Below are 19,497 nucleotides of genomic sequence, written 5' to 3'. Positions count from 1 at the left end.
GATGATGCAGGAACGGCAACCCCGGCGGGGACGACATTTCTTCGCGTTCAACGGCGACGCGGACGGCCTGTGCGCGCTGCAGCAACTGCGGCTCGCGGAGGGCGAACGCGGCACGCTCGTGACCGGCGTGAAGCGCGACATCAGGCTGCTCGAGCGAATCGACGCGCAAGCCGGCGACCGCGTGACCGTGCTCGACGTGTCGCACGACCAGAACCGCGACGCCTGCGCGCGGCTGCTGCGCGACGGCGCGGCGGTCCGCTACTTCGACCATCACTTCGCGGGCGAGCTGCCGGGCGATCCGCGCTTCGACGCGTATATCGACACGGCCGCCGACGTCTGCACGAGCGCGCTCGTGAATCGCCATCTCGGCGGCCGCCATGTGCGCTGGGCGATCGTCGCGGCGTTCGGCGACGAACTGCCGGCGCTCGGCGACGCGCTTGCGCGCGAATACGCGCTCGACGAGGCCGAGCGCGGCACGCTCGCCGAACTCGGGCTCTACCTGAACTACAACGCATACGGCGACTGCGTCGACGATCTGCATTTCGATCCGGCCGTGCTGGCCGATGCGATGCTGCCGTGCGCGGATCCGCTCGACTTCGTGCGCGGCACGCCGGTGTTCGCCGCGCTGCGCGACGGCTATCGCGACGACATGGCGCGCGCATGCGCGCTCGCGCCGCTGCGCGACGTGCCGGGCGCGACGCTGATCAGGATGCCGGATCATCCGTGGGCGCGGCGCGCGACGGGGATGCTTGCGAACGAGCGGATGCGCAATGCACCGCATGCGGCGCTCGCGGTGCTGTCGCCGCGTGCGCAGGGCGGGCTCGTCGTCAGCGTGCGCGTGCCCGATGGCCGGCCGCTCGGTGCCGACGAATTCTGCCGCGGTTTCCCGACCGGCGGCGGACGCAAGCGCGCCGGCGGCATCAACCATCTGCCGGAAAGCGAGTTCGACGCGTTCGCCGAGCGTTTCGAGGCGGCCTTCCGTCTCGACTGAACGCGGGGGCCCGCGACGCGCGCGCCGTGCAGCGATGCCACGGCGCGCGCGGACATCGGCCGTTCTCCGTCACGCGCTTTTGCGCCGACGTGACGCGTACAGCGCTTCCGCGCGCCGCTTCACGTCGCGCGCGCACTGGTCGAACCCCTGTTTCACCCAGCCGCCGTGCTCGCGCATGATCGTTTCCGCGTTGATGCCGAGAAACTGATCGGTCGTGAAGTAGCGGCAGCGTTCGGCGCCGTCGGCTTCGACGTACTGGTCGCGGCGCGCGGCGTCCTTGTTGTCGTCGGTCGGGCGCTGCTCCCACGACAGCAGGCGCTCGGGCTCGCACGCGACGAGGATTTCGTTGACGGGAATCACCGTCTCCGTGCCCGGAATGCGCACCTGCATGTACACGAAGTCGCCGATCCGGCCGGTCGTTTCGAGGCCGACGCAGAAGGTGTTCCATTCGCCGTAGCGCGGGAAGTCGGTCAGCACTTCCCAGACGACGGCAGCGGGGGCGTCGATCGCGACGGTGATCGAGGTGACGAGATTGGCGGGTTTGGTCATGGCGGGTATCGGGTGAGGTTGACGGTGAGGACGGGACCGCGGGCGCGCCCGGGCGGATGCGTCGCGCGATGCGCGTGGCCGACCCGCGGCCGGCGCGTGCCGCGCATCGCGGCGAACCCGACATCGAGCGTAGGCCGGCGCGTGCGGCGAAGAATCGTCGGAATGGACTAAGGCGTTTCACCGGGCTCGCGATCCGGCGGGGCGGCGTCATCGGTACGCGACGCGTTTGCGCGCGCCGGTTGCGCGTCGGACATCGACATCGCGCGACCGTGCCGCGACAATACCGGTCATTCTTCCGTTTCCTGCCCCGAGGTGCCCGTGCCAGCGAAGTCGTCCGTTGCTCCTGCCGTCGTGTGGTTCCGCGACGATCTGCGCGTGACCGACCAGCCCGCGCTGACGCGCGCGGTCGCGTCGGGCCGGCCGCTCGTGTGCGTGTACGTCGACGATACGGGCGAAAGCGCGGGGCGCGCGCTCGGCGGCGCGGCGCGCTGGTGGCTGCACGGGGCGCTCGCCGGACTCGACGCGGCGCTCGCGCGTCATGGCGGCCGCCTGCTGCTGCTGCGCGGCGATGCGCCGCGCGAGATCGAGCGCGTCGTGCACGACACGGGCGCGGCGGCCGTGTACTGGAACCGCCGCTATGCGCTGCCGCAGCGCGATGCCGATGCCGCGTTGAAGGCGTCGCTGAAGGCGCGCGGCCTCGAGGTCGAGAGCAGCAACGGCAGCCTGCTGAACGAGCCGTGGGACGTGCTGACGGGCGCCGGCACGCCGTTCCAGGTCTTCACCGCATACTGGCGGGCGGTGCGGCGCGATCGCACGGTGGCGGCGCCGTTGCCGGCGCCCGAAAGGATCGCGTTTCACCCGTGGCCCGCCGGCGTGCGCGAACGTGCGCTGGCGCTCGACGCGCTCGCGTTGCGTCCGGGCGCGCCGGACTGGGCGATCGGCCTGCGCGACGCATGGCCGGCACCCGACGAGGCCGGCGCGCATGCGCGGCTCGACGCGTTTTCGGTCGAGTCGCTGGCCGGCTATGCCGATACGCGCGACCGGCCCGACCGGCCGGCGACGAGCCGGCTGTCGCCGTTCCTGCGCTTCGGCAACGTGTCGCCGCGTCAGGTGTGGCATGCGGCGCAGGGGGCCGCACAGGCGGGCGGCGCGGCCTGCGCCGCCGGCGCCGAGAAATTCCTGAGCGAGCTCGGCTGGCGCGAATTCAGCCACGTGCTGTTGTATCACTTCCCGGCGCTCGCGACCGACAACTTCCGCGCGCAGTTCGACGCGATGCCGTGGCGCGACGATCCCGCCGCGCTGCGCGCCTGGCAGCGCGGGCTGACCGGCTATCCGCTCGTCGACGCGGGGATGCGCGAGCTGTGGGCGACCGGCTGGATGCACAACCGGGTGCGGATGGTCGTCGCATCGTTTCTCGTCAAGCATCTGCTGATCGACTGGCGGGCCGGCGAGCGCTGGTTTTACGACACGCTCGTCGACGCGGACGTCGCGAACAACCCCGCGAACTGGCAATGGGTCGCCGGCTGCGGCGCCGACGCCGCGCCGTATTTCCGCATCTTCAATCCGATGACGCAGGGCCGGAAGTTCGATCCGCAGGGCGCCTACGTGCGCCGCTGGGTGCCGGAACTCGCGGGCCTCGACGCGGCGACGATCCATGCGCCGTGGGAGGCGTCGCCGGTGGAACTCGCGGCGGCCGGCGTGCGGCTCGGCGTCGACTATCCGGCGCCGATCGTCGATCACGACGGCGCGCGGCGGCGTGCGCTCGATGCGCTGGCCACGCTGCCGAAGCGACACTAGACGTCGCGGGGCGCAGCCGGCACGCCCGTGCGCGCGGTGGCGCTTGCCATGTCAGTCGCAGAACGCCGCGTGCTCGAGCAGCGCAAGCGCGACGCCCGCATCGAAGTAGGCCGCGCCGCACCACGCGACGAACGCGAGCGCGCCGACGGCCAGCGCCGCGCGCATCAGGCCCACGCGGCCTTGCCCGGCACCGGACGCGCGATGCGCGCGTCGTCGATCGGCAGGTGCAGCAGCGCGGCCAGCACGCCGAGCGCGATCGAGCCGATCCACAGCGGCAGATACGAATGCGTCGCGTCGTACACGAGCGCGCCGAACCATACACCGAAGAAGCTGCCGAGCTGGTGCCCGAAGAAGACGAAGCCGAACAGCGTCGCGATGTAGCGCACGCCGAACACCTGCGAGATCACGCCGTTGGTCAGCGGCACGGTGCCGAGCCACGTGAAGCCCATCACGGCCGCGAACACGTAGACGCTCGCGGGCGACAACGGCGCGGCGACGAACGCGGCCATCGCCAGCGCGCGGACGAGATACAGCACGGACAGCACATACTTGCGCCGCAGCAAGCCGCCGAGATGGCCGCATGCGTAGGTGCCGGCCACGTTGGTCAACGCGATCAGCGCGAGCGCGACGCTGGCATGGCGCGCCGGCAGGCCGTGATCGAGCAGGTAGGCGGGCAGGTGGGTCGCGATGAACGCGAGCTGGAACCCGCAGGCGAAGAACCCCGCGTTCAGCAGCCAGAAGCCGCGATGCGCGAACGCTTCGCGCACCGCCGCGCCGATCGACTGATCGGGGCCGTCCGCGCGACTCGCGGCCTGCGCAGGCCGGTCGCGCACCAGCACGGCGAGCGGCGCGAGCAGCCCGGCGACGAGCGCGAGCGCGACGAAGGCATGCTGCCAGCCGATGCCGCCGATCAGCACCTGCGCGACCGGCACCATGCAGAACTGGCCGAGCCCGCCGATCGCGCCGGCGACACCGAGCGCCCAGCCGCGCCGGTCGGGCGGAAACAGCCGGCTCAGCGCGCCGTAGATCGACGCGAACGCTGACCCCGACAGCGCGATGCCGATCACGAGCCCCGCGCCGACCGTGAATACGCCGGCCGACGCGGCGAACGCCATCGTGACGAGCCCGGCCGCATACAGCAGCATGCCGGCGACGATCACGCGCACCGACCCGAAGCGGTCGGCGATCATCCCGGTGAACGGCTGCGCGATGCCCCAGATCAGGTTCTGCAGCGCGAGTGCGAGGCCGAACGCTTCGCGCGACCAGCCGTGGTCGAGCGTGACGGGGGCGAGGAACAGCCCCTGCACGTGGCGGATGCCGAGCGCGGCGCCCATGATGAGGCCGCCCGCGAGCACCGGCAGCCAGCGGCGCTGGGTGTCCTGTTCGATCGGGGTCATGCGGGTCTCCGGATGAATGCGTGCGGCACGACGCCGCGTTCGATCCGATTAGACGATCCGGCCGCGGCGCGCTCAAGCGATCATTCGGTCGCGTTCGCATGCGCGTGGGGAATGCGACGCGGTTCGGACGCGATGCCGGCGGCGAAGGTTGTACGAGCCAGATACGTGGAGCCGCTGCGACGCATGCGGCCGGCGTGATACGCGGCCGATGCGGTGTAGTCGGGGCGTCCGTGCATCGCCGGCGGCTGCGCGCATCCCGTGCGCGACGCCGCATCGGCATCGGCTCGATGCGGAAATTCGCTCGCCGCTTACCGCTGCGCCACGTCGTACGCGTGCATCGCAGCGTCGCATTCGGCCGCTTCCGCGAGAATCCAGTCGCGCACGTCGGCGACTTCGCGGCGCGGCGCCGGATCGTGCCGGAACAGCCAGTAGCCGTATGCATCCGACAACGCTTGCGAGTGCGGGCCGAGCACCGCGAGCCGGCCGTCCGCGAGCATCGGCGCGACGAGCGCGAGCCGCCCGAGCGCGACGCCCTGGCCGGCGATCGCGGCGTGGATCACCTGGTCGTACTGGTTGAAGCGCAGCACGCCCTTCGGGCGCGCGTCGCCGAGCCCGGCCGCGTGCAGGTGCGCGCGCCATTGCAGTGGCGTTTGCGGCGGCCCGTCGAATTCGAGCAGCACGTGGTCGGCGATCGCGGCCGCGTCGGTGACGGGCCGCGCGGCCAGCGCCGGGTGCGCGACCGGCACGACGACTTCGTCGAACAGGTGCAGCGCGCCGGCCGGCGCGCGCTCGCGCGGGCAGTAGCGGATTCCGAGGTCGATGCCTTCCGCGCGCAAATCGAGTACCTTGTCGTTCGCGGCCACGCGCAAGTCGACGTCGGGCAGGCGCGCCTGCAGGCGTCCGAGCCGCGGCAGCAACCACAGCGCGGTGACGCCGATGCTCGCGGTGATCGTGACGGGCTGGCGCTCGCGCGCGGCGGCGAGCGACGCGACGGTGTCCTGCAGGGTGAGCAGCGCCGCGTCGGCGGCGCGAAACAGCCGCTCGCCTTCCGGCGTGAACGCGATCTTGCGATAGCCGCGCTGCAGCAGCGCGACGCCGAGGTGCGCCTCGAGCGCGTGCACCTGGCGGCTGACCGCCGACTGCGTGACGCACAGGTCCTGCGCGGCGAGCGTGATGCTCATGCGGCGGCCGACGGCGACGAAGCCGCGCACGAGGTCCAGCGACGGGAGACGGACGAGCGGCGTTGACATGCGTAGGGCTCATGCGAACGGAGCAGCAAGATTGGTTGAGAACGCCGGGCGCGTCAAGTTCAATGGAGGCTGGGCGATCGGGCGGGCGCCGGGTGACGCGGCGCCGCACAGGAGACAGGATGACGATTTCGAACGAAGCAGCCGGGGCGGATCAGGCGGCCGGGCGCGCGGCGGGTGCGTTGCCGCCGGAGGCCGTGACGCTGACCGCGGCCGACGGTTACCAACTGCGCGGCTACGTGTGGCGGCATCGCGGCGGCGCCGTCGCGCGGCCCGTGACGGTCGTCAATTGCGCGACGTCGGTGCGCTGCGACTATTACTTCCGCTTCGCGGCCTGGCTGTTCGCGCAAGGGCGTGACGTGCTCGTCTACGACTATCGCGGGATCGGCGGCTCGCGCCCTGCGCGGCTCGCGAAGCTGCGCGCGAACTGGCTCGACTGGGGGCGGCTCGATTGCGAGGCCGCGCTGCAGTATGCGCGCGACGCGTTTCCCGGCCAGCCGCTCGACGTCGTCGCGCACAGCATCGGCGGCTGCGTGCTCGGGCTGGCGGCGTCGAACGCGTACGTGCGTCACGCGGTGACCGTCGGCGCGCAGTATGCGTACTGGCGCGACTATCGGCCGGAAGAGCGGCGGCGCATGTGGTGGAAGTGGCACGTCGCGATGCCGGCGCTCGCGGCCGTGTTCGGCTACGTGCCCGCGAAGCGGCTTGGCTGGATGGAGGATACGCCGCGTGGCATCGCGCTGTCGTGGGTGCGTTCGCAGGCGCGCTTCGAGGATGCCTACACGCATGGCCCGCTCGCCGAAACCGCTGCGAGCCGCGCCGCGCTGCCGGCGCGCTTCGCGCGGCTGCCGGCGCCGATGCTCGCGATCGGCCTCGACGACGACGGGTTCGGCACGGTCGACGCGATCGAGCGGCTGGTCGGCTACTACACGGGCAGCGACGTCACGCATCTGCGGATCGCGCCGCACGACATCGGCGTCGACGCGATCGGCCATTTCGCGTTCTTCCACAGCCGCTTCGCCGACACGTTGTGGCCCGTCGCGCTGTACTGGCTGCAACACGGCGCGTTGCCGGCCGATGCGCCGGGCCGCGTCCACGCGCGCCATCCGGCGCAGCGTGCGCGGCTGGCGGCGAGCGGCGCGCCGGGTGTCGTCGCGCACGGATAACCGCGCACGCGCGTGCGACCCGGACGTCGCGTCGATGCGGCGCGGCCGCGCCGCGTCGGCCTCCGCGCCGCGCGATCGATTAACATCGGACGTTTCATTCGACTGGCTGCCCCGTGCCGATATCCATTCCGCCCGATTCCGAGAGTCCCGCCGACCTGTCCCGCGCGTGGCGCATGCACCTGCTCGACGTGCCGCCGGCCGCGTCGCGGGCCGGCGTGCAGGTCGCGCGCATCGATTTCGACTGGCACGTGCCGCTCGCGTCGCCCGCCTATGCGGCGCTGAGCGATGCCGAGCGCGCGCGTGCCGGGCGCTACCTGCGGCACGAGGATGCGGTGCGCAGCGCCGCGACGCGCGCCGCGCTGCGCGATGTGCTCGGCGCGACGCTCGACGTGGCGCCGAAGGACATCGCGATCGTCGTCGACGAGTCGGGACGGCCGTCGCTCGACCCCGCGCATCGCGCATCGCTGGATTTCAACGTGTCGCACGCGGGCGATCACGCGCTCATCGCGTGGACCGGGACGGGCCGTGTCGGCGTCGATATCGAAAGCTGCAATCGGTCGACCGACTGGCGTGCGCTGACGCGCGAGGTGTGCGCGACCGCCGAGGCCGCGTATCTCGACGGCCTGCCGCCCGCCGCGCGTGCCGACGCGTTCATGCGCGTGTGGTCCGCGAAGGAAGCGTTGCTGAAGGCGCTCGGCACCGGCATCGTCGGCGGGTTGCGCGCGTTCGCGGTCGTGCCGCCGCGCGATGCGGCGACGCCCGCGACGACGATCGTCGATCCGGCCGCGCCCGCGGCCGGCGTGGCCGCGTTCGACGCGGGCTGGCTCGACGCGGCGCCCGGCTACGCGGCGTGCGTCGCGTGGACGCGCTGAACCCGTTTCAGCACGCGACGCTCACTCGAGCGGCACGTCGTTCGGCGCCGCGTAGCGCGCCTTGATCACGTCGCTCATCGGGAAGTCGAACGCGAGCCCTTTCGGCGGCACCGGCTTCATGAACCACTTGTCGTACAGCGCGTTGATCTCGCCGCTCTTCATCAGCTGCACGAGGACGCCGTCGACGAGCGCCTTGAACTGCGGATCGTCCTTGCGCAGCATGAACCCGTACGCTTCCGACGACTGCGGCGTGCCGACGATCGTCCAGTCGGCCGGCTTCGCCGCGAGCTGGCGCACGCCGGCGAGCAGCACGTCGTCCATCATGTAGGCGGCCGCGCGGCCCGATTCGAGCGTGAGGCGTCCTTCGCCGTAGTCCTTCGCGCTGATGATCTGCATGTTCATCTTCTTCTCCTCGTTCATCTTGCGCAGCAGGCGTTCGGACGTCGTGCCCTGGTTCGTCACGACCGTCTTGCCGGCGAGATCGGGGAAGTCGCGGATGCCCGAGCCCGTGCGCGTGAGCAGGCGCGTGGTCGCGACGAAGAAGGTGGTCGAGAACGCGACCTGCGCGTGGCGCGCGGCGAGGTTGGTGGTCACCCCGCATTCGAGATCGACCGTGCCGTTCTGCACCAGCGGGATGCGGTTCTGCGACGTGACCGGGACGAAGCGCACCTGCAGGTCGGGCTTGCCGGTGCGCGCCTTCACGGCGGCGATCACGCGGTCGCACAGGTCCTGCGAGAAGCCGATCACCTTGCCGCTCGCGTCGACGTAGGAGAACGGCACCGACGTCTCGCGATGGCCGATCGAGATCAGGCCGCCTTGCCGGATCTTTTCGAGCGTGCCGGACAGCGGTTCCGCGGCGAGCGACGCGCCGCACGCGAGCGCGCATGCGGCGACGAGCAGGCTGCGGCCGAGGAGGGCGGTCAACCGGGGCGGGATGGTCATGGCAGGTCTCCGTGGGCGGATCGTGGGAAAGCGTCGATTCGTATGTTGCCAAAGACAAAATAATTGCAACATATGTTAATTCCGGAGTCCGTCGGGCAACAGCGGCGGGCCGCGCCGGACATCAGGGAAACTCCCGAGTCGAAATCGTGAAAAACGGGGTTGTCTAGACAAGTTGCGATGGCTACACTGCAATCCATCACGAACTTGTCTAGACAGGATTGCTCACATGATTACGTTGACCCCCGGCCACCTGACCCTCCCGCAACTGCGCAAGATCGCTCGCGAATCCGTGCAGCTCAAGCTCGACCCGGCGAGCTTCGCGAAGATCGACGCAGGCGCGAAGGCCGTCGCCGACATCGCGGCAAAGGGCGAGCCGGCATACGGCATCAACACGGGCTTCGGCCGTCTGGCCAGCACGCACATCCCGCACGACCAGCTCGAGCTGCTGCAGAAGAACCTGGTGCTGTCGCACGCGGTCGGCGTCGGCGAGCCGATGGCGCGCTCGTCGGTGCGCCTGCTGATGGCGCTGAAGCTGTCGAGCCTCGGCCGCGGCCACTCGGGTATCCGCCGCGAGGTGATGGACGCGCTGATCACGCTGTTCAACGCCGACGTGCTGCCGCTGATCCCGGTGAAGGGCTCGGTCGGCGCATCGGGCGACCTCGCGCCGCTCGCGCACATGTCGGCCGTGCTGCTGGGCGTCGGCGAAGTGTTCATCCGCGGCGAGCGCGCCAGCGCGCTCGACGGTCTGCGCGTCGCGGGCCTCGCGCCGCTGACGCTGCAGGCGAAGGAAGGCCTCGCGCTGCTGAACGGCACGCAAGCCTCGACGGCGCTGGCGCTCGACAACATGTTCGCGATCGAAGACCTGTACCGCACCGCGCTCGTCGCGGGTGCGCTGTCGGTCGATGCGGCCGCCGGCTCGGTGAAGCCGTTCGACGCCCGCATCCACGAACTGCGCGGCCATCAAGGCCAGATCGACGCGGCCGCGTCGTACCGCGAGCTGCTCGAAGGCTCGCCGATCAACCAGTCGCACCGCGACTGCGACAAGGTGCAGGATCCGTACAGCCTGCGTTGCCAGCCGCAGGTGATGGGCGCGTGCCTGGACCAGATGCGCCACGCGGCCGACGTGCTGTTGGTCGAAGCGAACGCCGTGTCGGACAACCCGCTGATCTTCCCGGATACCGGCGAAGTGCTGTCGGGCGGCAACTTCCACGCCGAACCCGTCGCGTTCGCGGCCGACAACCTCGCGCTCGCCGCATCGGAAATCGGCGCGCTGGCCGAGCGCCGCATCGCGCTGCTGATCGACGCGACGCTGTCGGGCCTGCCCCCGTTCCTCGTGAAGGACGGCGGCGTGAACTCGGGCTTCATGATCGCCCACGTGACGGCAGCCGCCCTGGCATCGGAAAACAAGACGCTCGCGCACCCGGCGTCGGTCGACTCGCTGCCGACCTCGGCGAACCAGGAAGACCACGTGTCGATGGCGACGTTCGCCGCGCGCAAGCTCGCCGACATCGCGGACAACACGAAGCACATCCTCGCGATCGAACTGCTGGCCGCCGCCCAGGGCGTCGACCTGCGCGCGCCGCACCACACGAGCCCGAAGCTCGCGCCGGTGATGGAAACGATCCGCAGCAAGGTCGCGCACTACGAACTCGACCACTACTTCGCACCGGACATTGCCGTGATCGCGAAGCTCGTCGGCGAGCGTGCGTTCGCGAAGATCGCGCCGTTCTCGTTCGCATCGGAACAGTAAGCCCATGAGCGCGCCGGTCTACCAGGAGATCAAGGATTTCATCCTGGGCCGCATTCACGCCGGCGAGTGGGCGGAGGGCGATCAGGTGCCCTCCGAGAACGAACTGGCCCGCGAGTTCAAGGTCGCGCGCATGACCGTCAACCGCGCGTTGCGCGAGTTGACGGCCGAGCAGGTGCTGACGCGCATGAAGGGCGCCGGCACCTACGTCGCGCGGCCGAAGTACGAGTCGACGCTCGTCGCGATCCGCAGCATCTCGGAGGAGGTCGATGCGCGCGGGCATGCGTACCGCGCCAGCGTGCTCGGCCTCGAGACGATCCGCGCCGACGAGGCGCTCGCCGACGAGATGCAGATGGCCGTGCGCGCGAAGCTGTTTTATTCGCAGGTGTTGCACTTCGAGAATGACGAACCCGTCCAGCTCGAAGAACGGTGGGTGAATCCGGCGGTCGCGCCGGATTATGCCGAGCAGGATTTCACGAACACGACGCCGAACCTGTATCTGATGCGCGCGGCACCGCTGCAGCGCGTCGAGTACCGGATCGAAGCGGCGGCCCCGGCGCCCGAGCGGCGCGAGCAGCTGCGGATGGACGACGTCGAGCCGTGTCTGGTTTTACATCGGCGCACCTGGTCGCAGGGCGTCGTCGCCTCGGTGGCGAATTTGTGGCACCCCGGCAGCCGTTATCGCTTCACCGGGCATTTCTGATTCCTATTTGAATATTCACTTTCCCTCGGGAGCAGCCGTCATGAACCATCCGAAACACATCGATCCCCGTCTCGATCCGACGCGCACGATCCGCGCGCCGCGCGGCAGCGAGAAGGTCTGCAAGACCTGGCTGGCCGAAGCGGCCTACCGGATGATCCAGAACAACCTGGATCCGGAAGTCGCCGAGCATCCGCACGCGCTCGTCGTGTACGGCGGCATCGGCCGCGCGGCGCGCAACTGGGAATGCTACGACCAGATCCTCGCGTCGCTGAAGGATCTCGGCGAAGACGAGACGCTGCTCGTGCAATCGGGCAAGCCGGTCGGCGTGTTCCGCACGCACAAGGATGCGCCGCGCGTGCTGCTCGCGAACTCGAACCTGGTGCCGCACTGGGCGACCTGGGAGCACTTCAACGAGCTCGACCGCAAGGGCCTGATGATGTACGGCCAGATGACGGCCGGCAGCTGGATCTACATCGGCAGCCAGGGCATCGTGCAGGGCACCTATGAAACGTTCTTCTCGGTCGCGAACCAGCACTTCAACGGCGACCCGTCGGGCCGCTGGATCCTGACGGGCGGTCTCGGCGGCATGGGCGGCGCGCAGCCGCTGGCGGCGACGATGGCCGGCTTCTCGATGATCGCGGTCGAGTGCGACGAGACGCGCATCGACTTCCGCCTGAAGACGCGCTACGTCGACAAGAAGGCGACGACGCTCGACGAGGCGCTCGGCATGATCGAGGAAGCGAAGCGCACCGGCAAGCCGGTGTCGATCGGCCTGCTCGGCAACGCGGCCGACGTGTTCACGGAGTGCGTCGAGCGCGGCATCACGCCGGACTGCGTGACCGACCAGACGAGCGCGCACGACCCGATCAACGGCTACCTGCCGCAAGGCTGGAGCGTCGCGCAATGGCGCGAGACGCAGAAGGTCGATCCGGAAGGCATCGTGCATCCGGCGAAGCAGTCGATGGCCGTGCAGGTGCGCGCGATGCTGACGCTGCAGGAGCGCGGCGCGGCCACGCTCGACTACGGCAACAACATCCGCCAGATGGCGCTGGAAATGGGCGTCGAGAACGCGTTCGACTTCCCGGGCTTCGTGCCGGCCTATATCCGCCCGCTGTTCTGCGAAGGCAAGGGCCCGTTCCGCTGGGTCGCGCTGTCGGGCGATCCGGAAGACATCTACAAGACCGACCAGAAGGTGAAGGAGCTGATCCCCGACGATCCGCACCTGCACAACTGGCTCGACATGGCACGTGAGCGCATCGCGTTCCAGGGCCTGCCGGCACGGATCTGCTGGGTCGGCGTGAAGGATCGCTATCGCCTCGGCCAGGCGTTCAACGAGATGGTGAAGAACGGCGAACTGAAGGCCCCGATCGTGATCGGCCGCGACCACCTCGACACCGGTTCGGTCGCGAGCCCGAACCGCGAGACGGAATCGATGAAGGACGGCTCGGACGCCGTGAGCGACTGGCCGCTGCTGAACGCACTGCTGAACACCGCGGGCGGCGCATCGTGGGTGTCGCTGCATCACGGCGGCGGCGTCGGGATGGGCTTCTCGCAGCACTCGGGCGTCGTGATCGTCGCCGACGGTACCGCCGAAGCGCACGAGCGTCTCGGCCGCGTTCTGCTGAACGACCCGGCCACGGGCGTGATGCGCCATGCGGATGCCGGCTACGAACTCGCGCAGCAGACGGCCCGCGAAGCCGGCCTGAAGCTGCCGATGCTCGGCCGCTGAGCATGACGGCGCTCGATCAGGCGCCGGTGCACGCAACGATGATCCGCGCGGCGGATCTCGTTGCGTCGCCGTGGAAGAACGGCGGCGGCGTGACGCGCGAAATCGGCGCGTTCCCGCCGGGCGCCGCGCTCGACGCGTTCGCCTGGCGCGTGAGCGTCGCGGACGTCGGCGCGGCCGGGCCGTTCTCGCGTTTCGACGGCATCGACCGCACGCTCGTGCTGCTGTCCGGTGCGGGCATGACGCTCGCGGAAGCGGGCGGCGCGCGCCACGTGCTCGACGCGCCGCTCGCCCGCGCGGATTTCGCCGGCGAAACGGCGATCGATGCGACGCTGCACGACGGCGCCACGCGCGACTTCAACCTGATGACGCGCCGTTCGGCCGCGCGCGGGACGGTCGACGTGTGGCCCGAAGGCACGCACCGCGTCGAGCGCGCCGATACCGTGCTGCTGTTCTGCGCGACCGGCACCGTCGGCATCGACATCGACGGCGCGCACTATGCACTGCAGGAAATGGACACGCTGCGGCTCGACGGGCCGCGGCGTGCGTTTGACGTCGTCGTGAGCGGAGGTGGCGCGCTGCTCGCCGTGTCGCTCGCCGTCGGCGAACGAGACTGAACGCATGAAACCGATTGTCTGGCATCACCTGAGGCTGTGTCCGCACGGCCATCCCGACGAAACGATCGACGACGCGGCGATCGCCGTCGACGAAACCGGCACGATCGTGTGGCTCGGCGCGTTTTCCGCGCTGCCGCACGGTTATGCGCACTGGCGGCGGGAAGACCTGCACGGCGCGTGGGTGACGCCGGGCCTCGTCGACTGCCATACGCACCTCGTGTACGGCGGCACGCGCGCCGACGAGTTCGCGCAGCGTCTCGCCGGCGTCAGCTACGAGGAGATCGCGCGGCAGGGCGGCGGGATCGTGTCGACGGTGCGCGCCACGCGCGCGGCCGACGAGACGGCGCTGTTCGTGCAGGCGGCCGCACGCCTGCAGCCGCTGCTCGCCGAAGGCGTGACCGCGATCGAGATCAAGTCGGGCTACGGGCTCGACCTCACGAGCGAGCGCAAGATGCTGCGCGTCGCGCGCCAGCTCGGCGAGCGCTTTCCGGTCACGGTATACACCACGTTCCTCGGCGCGCACGCGCTGCCGCCGGAATACGCGGGCCGCGCGGATGACTACATCGACGAAGTGTGCGGACGGATGCTGCCGGCGCTCGCCGACGAAGGCCTCGTCGACGCGGTCGACGTATTTTGCGAGCGCATCGGCTTCTCGCTCGCGCAGACCGAGCGCGTGTTCGAGGCCGCGACGCGGCGCGGCCTGCCGGTGAAGCTGCACGCGGAGCAGTTGTCGAACGCAGGTGGCACCGCGCTCGCCGCGCGGTATCGCGCGCTGTCCGCCGACCACCTCGAATTTCTCGACGAAGCCGGCATCGAGGCGATGAAGGCGGCCGGCACGGTCGCCGTGCTGTTGCCCGGCGCGTATTACTTCATTCGCGAAACGCAATTGCCGCCGATCGAGCTGCTGCGCAAGCACGGCGTGCCGATCGCGCTCGCGACCGACCACAACCCCGGCACGTCGCCGCTCGAATCGCTGCTGCTGACGATGAACATGGGCTGCACGCTGTTCCGCATGACGGTGCCCGAGGTGCTGCAGGGCGTGACGCGCCATGCGGCCGCGGCGCTCGGCCGCGCGGATCGCCACGGCGCGCTCGAGATCGGTCGCCAGGCCGATTTCGCGGCCTGGTCGGTCGGCTCGCTGTCGGAGCTCGCTTACTGGATCGGCCGGCCGCTGTGCGAGCAGGTCGTGCGCGGCGGTACGACGGTGTTTCGCCGGATCAACGGCTAGCCTTGCAACAGACGAGACTCACGATGACCGAAATGACGCTGTTCGCGGACCATGCCCGGCTGCCCGATGGCTGGCGCCGCAACGTGCTGCTGCGCTGGGACGCGGCCGGCACGCTGACCGACGTGACGCCCGATGCCGACGCGCCGGCCGGCGTCGCGCGCGCGGCCGGGCCCGTGGTGCCCGGCATGCCGAACCTGCATTCGCACGCGTTCCAGCGCGCGATGGCGGGGCTCACCGAATACCGCGCAAATCCCGCCGACAGCTTCTGGAGCTGGCGCGATCTCATGTACCGCTTCGCGCTGAAGATCACGCCCGACGCACTCGCGGCGATCGCGCGCTGGCTGTACGTCGAGATGCTGAAGTGCGGCTACACGTCGGTGTGCGAATTCCACTACGTGCATCACGCGCAGGACGGCTCGCGCTATCCGCAGATCGCGGAACTCGGCACGCGCGTGATCGACGCGGCCCGCTCGGCCGGCATCGGCATCACGATGCTGCCCGTGTCGTACCAGTTCGCCGGCTTCGGCAACAAGCCGCCGCGCGACGACCAGCGCCGCTTCATCAACACGCCCGATGGGCTGCTCGAACTGCTCGACGCGATGCGCCGCGTCGCGCCCGAGCATGGCGGACTGCGCTACGGCGTCGCGCCGCACTCGCTGCGCGCGGTGTCCGAGAGCGGATTGCGCGTGCTGCTCGACGGCCTGCCCGACGACGCGCCCGTGCATATCCATATCGCCGAACAGACGGCCGAAGTCGACGATTGCGTGCGTGCTTACGGCACGCGTCCCGTGCAGTGGCTGCTCGATCGCTTCGACGTCGATGCGCGCTGGTGCCTCGTGCACGCGACGCACGTCGATGCGGCCGAAACGGCCGCGCTCGCGCAGCGTCGCGCGGTGGCCGGCCTGTGCCTGACCACCGAGGCGAATCTCGGCGACGGCGTGTTCCCGGCCGTCGACTTTCTCGCGCAGGGCGGCGTGATCGGCGTCGGCTCGGACAGCCATGCGTCGGTCGACTGGCGCTCGGAGCTGCGCCTGCTCGAATACGGTCAGCGGCTCGTGCATCGCGCGCGCAACGTGCTCGCGAGCGACACGCAGGCGCATGTCGCCGACCGGCTGTTCGACGCGTCGCTCGCGGGCGGCGCGCAGGCCAGCGGGCGGCGCATCGGTGCGCTGCGTGAAGGCTGCCGCGCCGACTGGCTCGTGCTCGATCCCGATCATCCGGCGATCGCCGAACACGACAGCACGGCGTGGCTGTCGGGCGCGGTGTTCGCCGAGCATGGCGACACGCCGGTGCTCGACGTCTACACCGGCGGCGAACGCGTTGTGAGCGGGCGCCGCCATCGCGACGAAGCCGTCGCGTATGCCGACTACCGCGCCGCGCTGGCGCAACTGCTGCGCTGAACGCGCGGCACCCGGCGCGCCGCGTGCGCGCGCCGGCAGACTCTTACGGTGATGCGACATGACTGAACAACCGGCTGTTTTCACGCTGAAGCAGGGCACGCTGCCGCTGCTGATCTCGATTCCGCACGCAGGCACCCACATTCCCGACGACATCGCCGCGACGATGACGCCCGATGCGCGCTTCGTCGACGATTGCGACTGGCACCTCGAGCGGCTGTACGGGTTCGCGGCGACGCTCGGTGCGTCGATCCTCGTGCCGTCGCACGCGCGTTACGTCGTCGACCTGAACCGTCCGCCCGACAACGAGAACCTGTACCCGGGGCAGGACACGACCGGGCTCGTGCCGGTCGACACGTTCGACAAGGCGCCGCTGTATCCGGCGAACGCGCTGCCCGGCAACGACGAGATCATGCGCCGTCGCGACCGCTACTGGCGCCCGTATCACGACGCGCTGCAAGGCGAGATCGCGCGCCTGAAGCGCGAGCACGGCCGCGTGCTCGTGTGGGAAGCGCATTCGATCCGCTCGCACGTGCCGCGGTTCTTCGAAGGCCGCCTGCCGGACTTCAACTTCGGCACGTCGAGCGGCGCGAGCGCCGCGCCCGGCCTCGCCGAGGCGCTGGCGGCATGCGTGAGCGCGCACGGCGGCTATACGGCCGTCGCGAACGGGCGTTTCAAGGGCGGCTACATCACGCGTCACTACGGCGTGCCCGCCACCGGCGTCGAAGCCGTGCAGCTCGAGCTGTCGCAGATCACCTATATGGAAGAAACGCGTCCGTACGCGTACGACGAAGCGCGTGCCGCGCGGATCGTGCCGCTGCTGCAGACGCTCGTCGAAACCGCGCTCGCGCATCGCTGAGCCGCCGGCGCGCGTCGCGTGCGTGGTGTGCGGCGGCGCGGTGCCGTCTCGCGCCATGGCCTGCCAGCGGGCACTGCACGCGCCGACGCAGCGCACAAAACGGCATCGACCGGTCGGGTCGATGCCGTTTTTTTTCGTCTGATCGATGTCGGGATCGATACCTGAAAATTTGACGCAATTTTTAGGTGATATAAGCTGAATGTCAGGAAGTCGTCACGCGCGCCGGCCGCGACGGCGTCGATCAGCGCCGCACCGCGCCGGAATCCGTTGCGAAACACCTTGCCGATGTGTCGCCGCGCGGCATTGTCGCCTCCGCTTCATCGCGACACGTGTCCTGTCTTCACCAGTCAGTCGAGTACGATCGTGAAAGCCGCCAGCCCTTCGATATGCCGGACCCGAAGTCCGTCGGCGGGCGCGCCGCCTCAGGCCGGGCCGATCCGGCATGCTGATCGCGGCACGCGCGCCGCCCTCATACGCGAGCCTCGTCTCTTCGCTGTGTCCCATCGCGGCCTGCGCCGCTTCAACCTCGTGACCGCGCACGTGTTCAGCGCGGTGCAGTGCGACGGCAGCGCTTCATTGTTGCCCTAGCGTCCGTTTCCGCTTTCGCATCGGGTCGCACCGTCCGTTGCCGCGCCGTTCGCGCGGCAGGATCGCGCATGGGCGCGTGCGGCGCGACCGCGCGTGGCCATCGCCCCGCGCGGATGCCCGCGTCGCACGTTCATCCTGGAGGCGATCATGCGACCGCGCCCGCTCGTAGCCGTCACCGCCGACCGCGTGATGCGCGGCGCCCATCCGAACCACACGGCCGGCGAGAAGTATCTCGTCGCGCTGGTCGACGGTGCCGGCGCGCTCGCCTTCGTGCTGCCGGCGCTCGGCACGCGCCAGCCGGTCGACGCGATCGTCGCGTCCATCGACGGGCTGCTGCTGACCGGCAGCTATTCGAACGTCGAGCCGCATCACTACGGCGGCCCGGCGAGCATGCCCGACACGCTGCACGATCCCGCGCGCGATGCGACCGCGCTGCCGCTGATCCGCGCGGCGATCGACGCGGGCGTGCCCGTGCTCGCGATCTGCCGCGGCATGCAGGAGCTGAACGTCGCGTATGGCGGCACGCTGCATCAGCGGCTGCATGCGAGCGCGGGCTTCCACGATCATCGCGAGCGCGACGGCGATCCGCTCGAGCGGCAGTACGGCCCCGCGCACCGCGTGCAGCTCGCGCCGGGCGGCCTGCTGCAACGGGTCGCGCGCGGCGCGCATGACGCGATGGTCAATTCGCTGCACGACCAGGGCATCGCGCGGCTCGGTGCGGGGCTCGTGGTCGAAGCGAGTGCGCCCGACGGGCTGATCGAGGCCGTCAGCGTGCGCGGCGCGCGCGCGTTCGCGCTCGGCGTGCAGTGGCATCCGGAATGGCGCTTCGCGGAACAGCCGCTGTCGCGCGACATCTTCGCGGCATTCGGCGCGGCGTGCCGCGCGCGCATGACACACCGTATTCATGCGGCCGGCGGCACCCTGCCGTCGCCGGCCGCATCCGACATCGACTGAACGAGGCCGATCATGCAACCCGAACTGAGCGAATTCCTGCGTCAGCACCGCATCACCGAAGTCGAGGCGATCATTCCCGACATGGCCGGCATCGCGCGCGGCAAGATCATTCCGCGCAACAAGTTCGAGTCCGGCGAATCGATGCGCCTGCCGCAGGCGGTGATGGTGCAGACCGTCACCGGCGACTATCCGGAAGACGGCTCGCTGACCGGCGTGACCGATCCCGACATGGTGTGCGTGCCCGATCCGTCGACGATCTGCCTGATTCCGTGGGCCGTCGATCCGACCGCGCAGGTGATTCACGATTGCGTGCATTTCGACGGCTCGCCGGTCGAGATCTCGCCGCGCTACGTGCTGCGCCGCGTGCTCGACCTGTACAAGGCGAAGGGCTGGAAGCCGGTCGTCGCGCCCGAACTCGAGTTCTACCTGGTCGACATGAACGCCGACCCGGACCTGCCGTTGCGTCCGCCGGTCGGGCGCACGGGCCGCGCGGAGACGGGGCGTCAGTCGTATTCGATCGAGGCCGTCAACGAGTTCGATCCGCTGTTCGAGGACATCTACGAATACTGCGAAATGCAGGGCCTCGACATCGAGACGCTGATCCACGAGGTCGGCGCCGCACAGATGGAGATCAACTTCGTGCACGGCGACGCGCTGTCGCTCGCCGACCAGGTGTTCCTGTTCAAGCGCACGGTGCGCGAGGCCGCGCTGCGTCAC

At 70.1% G+C, this 19,497-nt stretch carries 17 protein-coding genes and 1 pseudogene; 13 read left to right on the top strand and 5 right to left on the bottom strand.

Going from position 1 to position 19,497, the window contains the following annotated elements:
- Window positions 1-4: 4 nt before the first annotated feature.
- A complete protein-coding gene (locus WS49_RS29315; RefSeq protein ID WP_059535738.1) occupies window positions 5-991 on the top strand; it encodes a hypothetical protein in 987 nt (328 codons plus the stop codon).
- A gap of 69 nt (window positions 992-1,060) precedes the next feature.
- Here the strand turns inward: WS49_RS29315 and WS49_RS29310 are convergent, their stop codons facing one another.
- Window positions 1,061-1,540: an SRPBCC domain-containing protein gene (locus WS49_RS29310; RefSeq protein ID WP_059535703.1), complete on the bottom strand. Its 480-nt coding sequence runs from the start codon at window positions 1,538-1,540 to the stop codon at window positions 1,061-1,063.
- 318 nt (window positions 1,541-1,858) lie between these two features.
- Here WS49_RS29310 and WS49_RS29305 point away from each other — a divergent pair, with 318 nt between their 5' ends.
- On the top strand, window positions 1,859-3,337 hold the full coding sequence (locus WS49_RS29305) for a cryptochrome/photolyase family protein (RefSeq protein ID WP_059535736.1): 1,479 nt from the start codon (window positions 1,859-1,861) through the stop codon (window positions 3,335-3,337).
- A gap of 51 nt (window positions 3,338-3,388) precedes the next feature.
- Here WS49_RS29305 and WS49_RS36265 read toward each other — a convergent pair whose 3' ends face one another.
- The 3 genes from WS49_RS36265 to WS49_RS29290 all read right to left on the bottom strand — a co-directional run bounded on the left by WS49_RS36265 (window position 3,389) and on the right by WS49_RS29290 (window position 5,984).
- On the bottom strand, window positions 3,389-3,511 hold the full coding sequence (locus WS49_RS36265) for a hypothetical protein (RefSeq protein WP_059535701.1): 123 nt from the start codon (window positions 3,509-3,511) through the stop codon (window positions 3,389-3,391).
- Window positions 3,502-4,734, bottom strand: a complete 1,233-nt coding sequence (locus WS49_RS29295; protein WP_059535699.1) for an MFS transporter — start codon at window positions 4,732-4,734, stop codon at window positions 3,502-3,504. The genes WS49_RS36265 and WS49_RS29295 overlap by 10 nt, the downstream gene beginning before the upstream one ends.
- 308 nt (window positions 4,735-5,042) lie before the next feature.
- On the bottom strand, window positions 5,043-5,984 hold the full coding sequence (locus WS49_RS29290) for a LysR substrate-binding domain-containing protein (RefSeq protein ID WP_059535696.1): 942 nt from the start codon (window positions 5,982-5,984) through the stop codon (window positions 5,043-5,045).
- Between the two features lie 119 nt (window positions 5,985-6,103).
- Here WS49_RS29290 and WS49_RS29285 point away from each other — a divergent pair, with 119 nt between their 5' ends.
- Window positions 6,104-7,147, top strand: a complete 1,044-nt coding sequence (locus tag WS49_RS29285) for an alpha/beta hydrolase family protein (protein ID WP_059535694.1) — start codon at window positions 6,104-6,106, stop codon at window positions 7,145-7,147.
- A 119-nt stretch (window positions 7,148-7,266) separates the two neighbouring features.
- Complete coding sequence (locus tag WS49_RS29280; RefSeq protein WP_059535734.1) at window positions 7,267-8,019, top strand: 4'-phosphopantetheinyl transferase family protein; 753 nt, start codon at window positions 7,267-7,269, stop codon at window positions 8,017-8,019.
- Between the two features lie 21 nt (window positions 8,020-8,040).
- Here the strand turns inward: WS49_RS29280 and WS49_RS29275 are convergent, their stop codons facing one another.
- A complete protein-coding gene (locus tag WS49_RS29275) occupies window positions 8,041-8,961 on the bottom strand; it encodes a glutamate/aspartate ABC transporter substrate-binding protein (RefSeq protein ID WP_059535692.1) in 921 nt (306 codons plus the stop codon).
- A 226-nt stretch (window positions 8,962-9,187) separates the two neighbouring features.
- Between WS49_RS29275 and hutH the strand changes: the two genes are divergently transcribed.
- The 9 genes and pseudogenes from hutH to WS49_RS29230 all read left to right on the top strand — a co-directional run.
- The gene (gene hutH / locus WS49_RS29270) at window positions 9,188-10,711 is read left to right on the top strand and encodes a histidine ammonia-lyase (protein WP_059535690.1); all 1,524 of its coding nucleotides are present in this window, start codon (window positions 9,188-9,190) and stop codon (window positions 10,709-10,711) included.
- A 4-nt stretch (window positions 10,712-10,715) separates the two neighbouring features.
- Window positions 10,716-11,411 (top strand): histidine utilization repressor, encoded by a 696-nt coding sequence (hutC, locus tag WS49_RS29265; RefSeq protein WP_044847652.1) that lies wholly within the window; start codon window positions 10,716-10,718, stop codon window positions 11,409-11,411.
- A 40-nt stretch (window positions 11,412-11,451) separates the two neighbouring features.
- A complete protein-coding gene (gene hutU, locus WS49_RS29260; protein ID WP_059535688.1) occupies window positions 11,452-13,140 on the top strand; it encodes a urocanate hydratase in 1,689 nt (562 codons plus the stop codon).
- Window positions 13,141-13,142: 2 nt separating this feature from the next.
- Complete coding sequence (locus tag WS49_RS29255; RefSeq protein ID WP_059535686.1) at window positions 13,143-13,754, top strand: HutD/Ves family protein; 612 nt, start codon at window positions 13,143-13,145, stop codon at window positions 13,752-13,754.
- 4 nt (window positions 13,755-13,758) lie between these two features.
- Window positions 13,759-14,982, top strand: a complete 1,224-nt coding sequence (gene hutI, locus WS49_RS29250) for an imidazolonepropionase (protein WP_059535732.1) — start codon at window positions 13,759-13,761, stop codon at window positions 14,980-14,982.
- 23 nt (window positions 14,983-15,005) lie between these two features.
- Window positions 15,006-16,382 carry a formimidoylglutamate deiminase gene (locus tag WS49_RS29245; RefSeq protein ID WP_059535684.1) on the top strand — a complete coding sequence of 459 codons (1,377 nt, stop codon included), beginning with the start codon at window positions 15,006-15,008 and terminating at the stop codon, window positions 16,380-16,382.
- Window positions 16,383-16,440: 58 nt separating this feature from the next.
- Window positions 16,441-17,238: an N-formylglutamate deformylase gene (hutG, locus tag WS49_RS29240; protein ID WP_059535682.1), complete on the top strand. Its 798-nt coding sequence runs from the start codon at window positions 16,441-16,443 to the stop codon at window positions 17,236-17,238.
- Between the two features lie 735 nt (window positions 17,239-17,973).
- Window positions 17,974-18,780 (top strand): gamma-glutamyl-gamma-aminobutyrate hydrolase family protein, encoded by an 807-nt coding sequence (locus tag WS49_RS29235; protein WP_059535730.1) that lies wholly within the window; start codon window positions 17,974-17,976, stop codon window positions 18,778-18,780.
- Window positions 18,781-18,792: 12 nt separating this feature from the next.
- Window positions 18,793-19,497, top strand: a pseudogene (locus tag WS49_RS29230) (glutamine synthetase family protein); the annotation flags it as partial.

Origin of the sequence: Burkholderia sp. RF7-non_BP4 (assembly GCF_001521935.1) — a bacterium.
GTDB classification, from domain to species: Bacteria; Pseudomonadota; Gammaproteobacteria; order Burkholderiales; family Burkholderiaceae; genus Burkholderia; species Burkholderia diffusa.
Note: the sequence above shows the minus strand (reverse complement) of the source record. Positions and strands in the feature narration are given on the sequence as shown.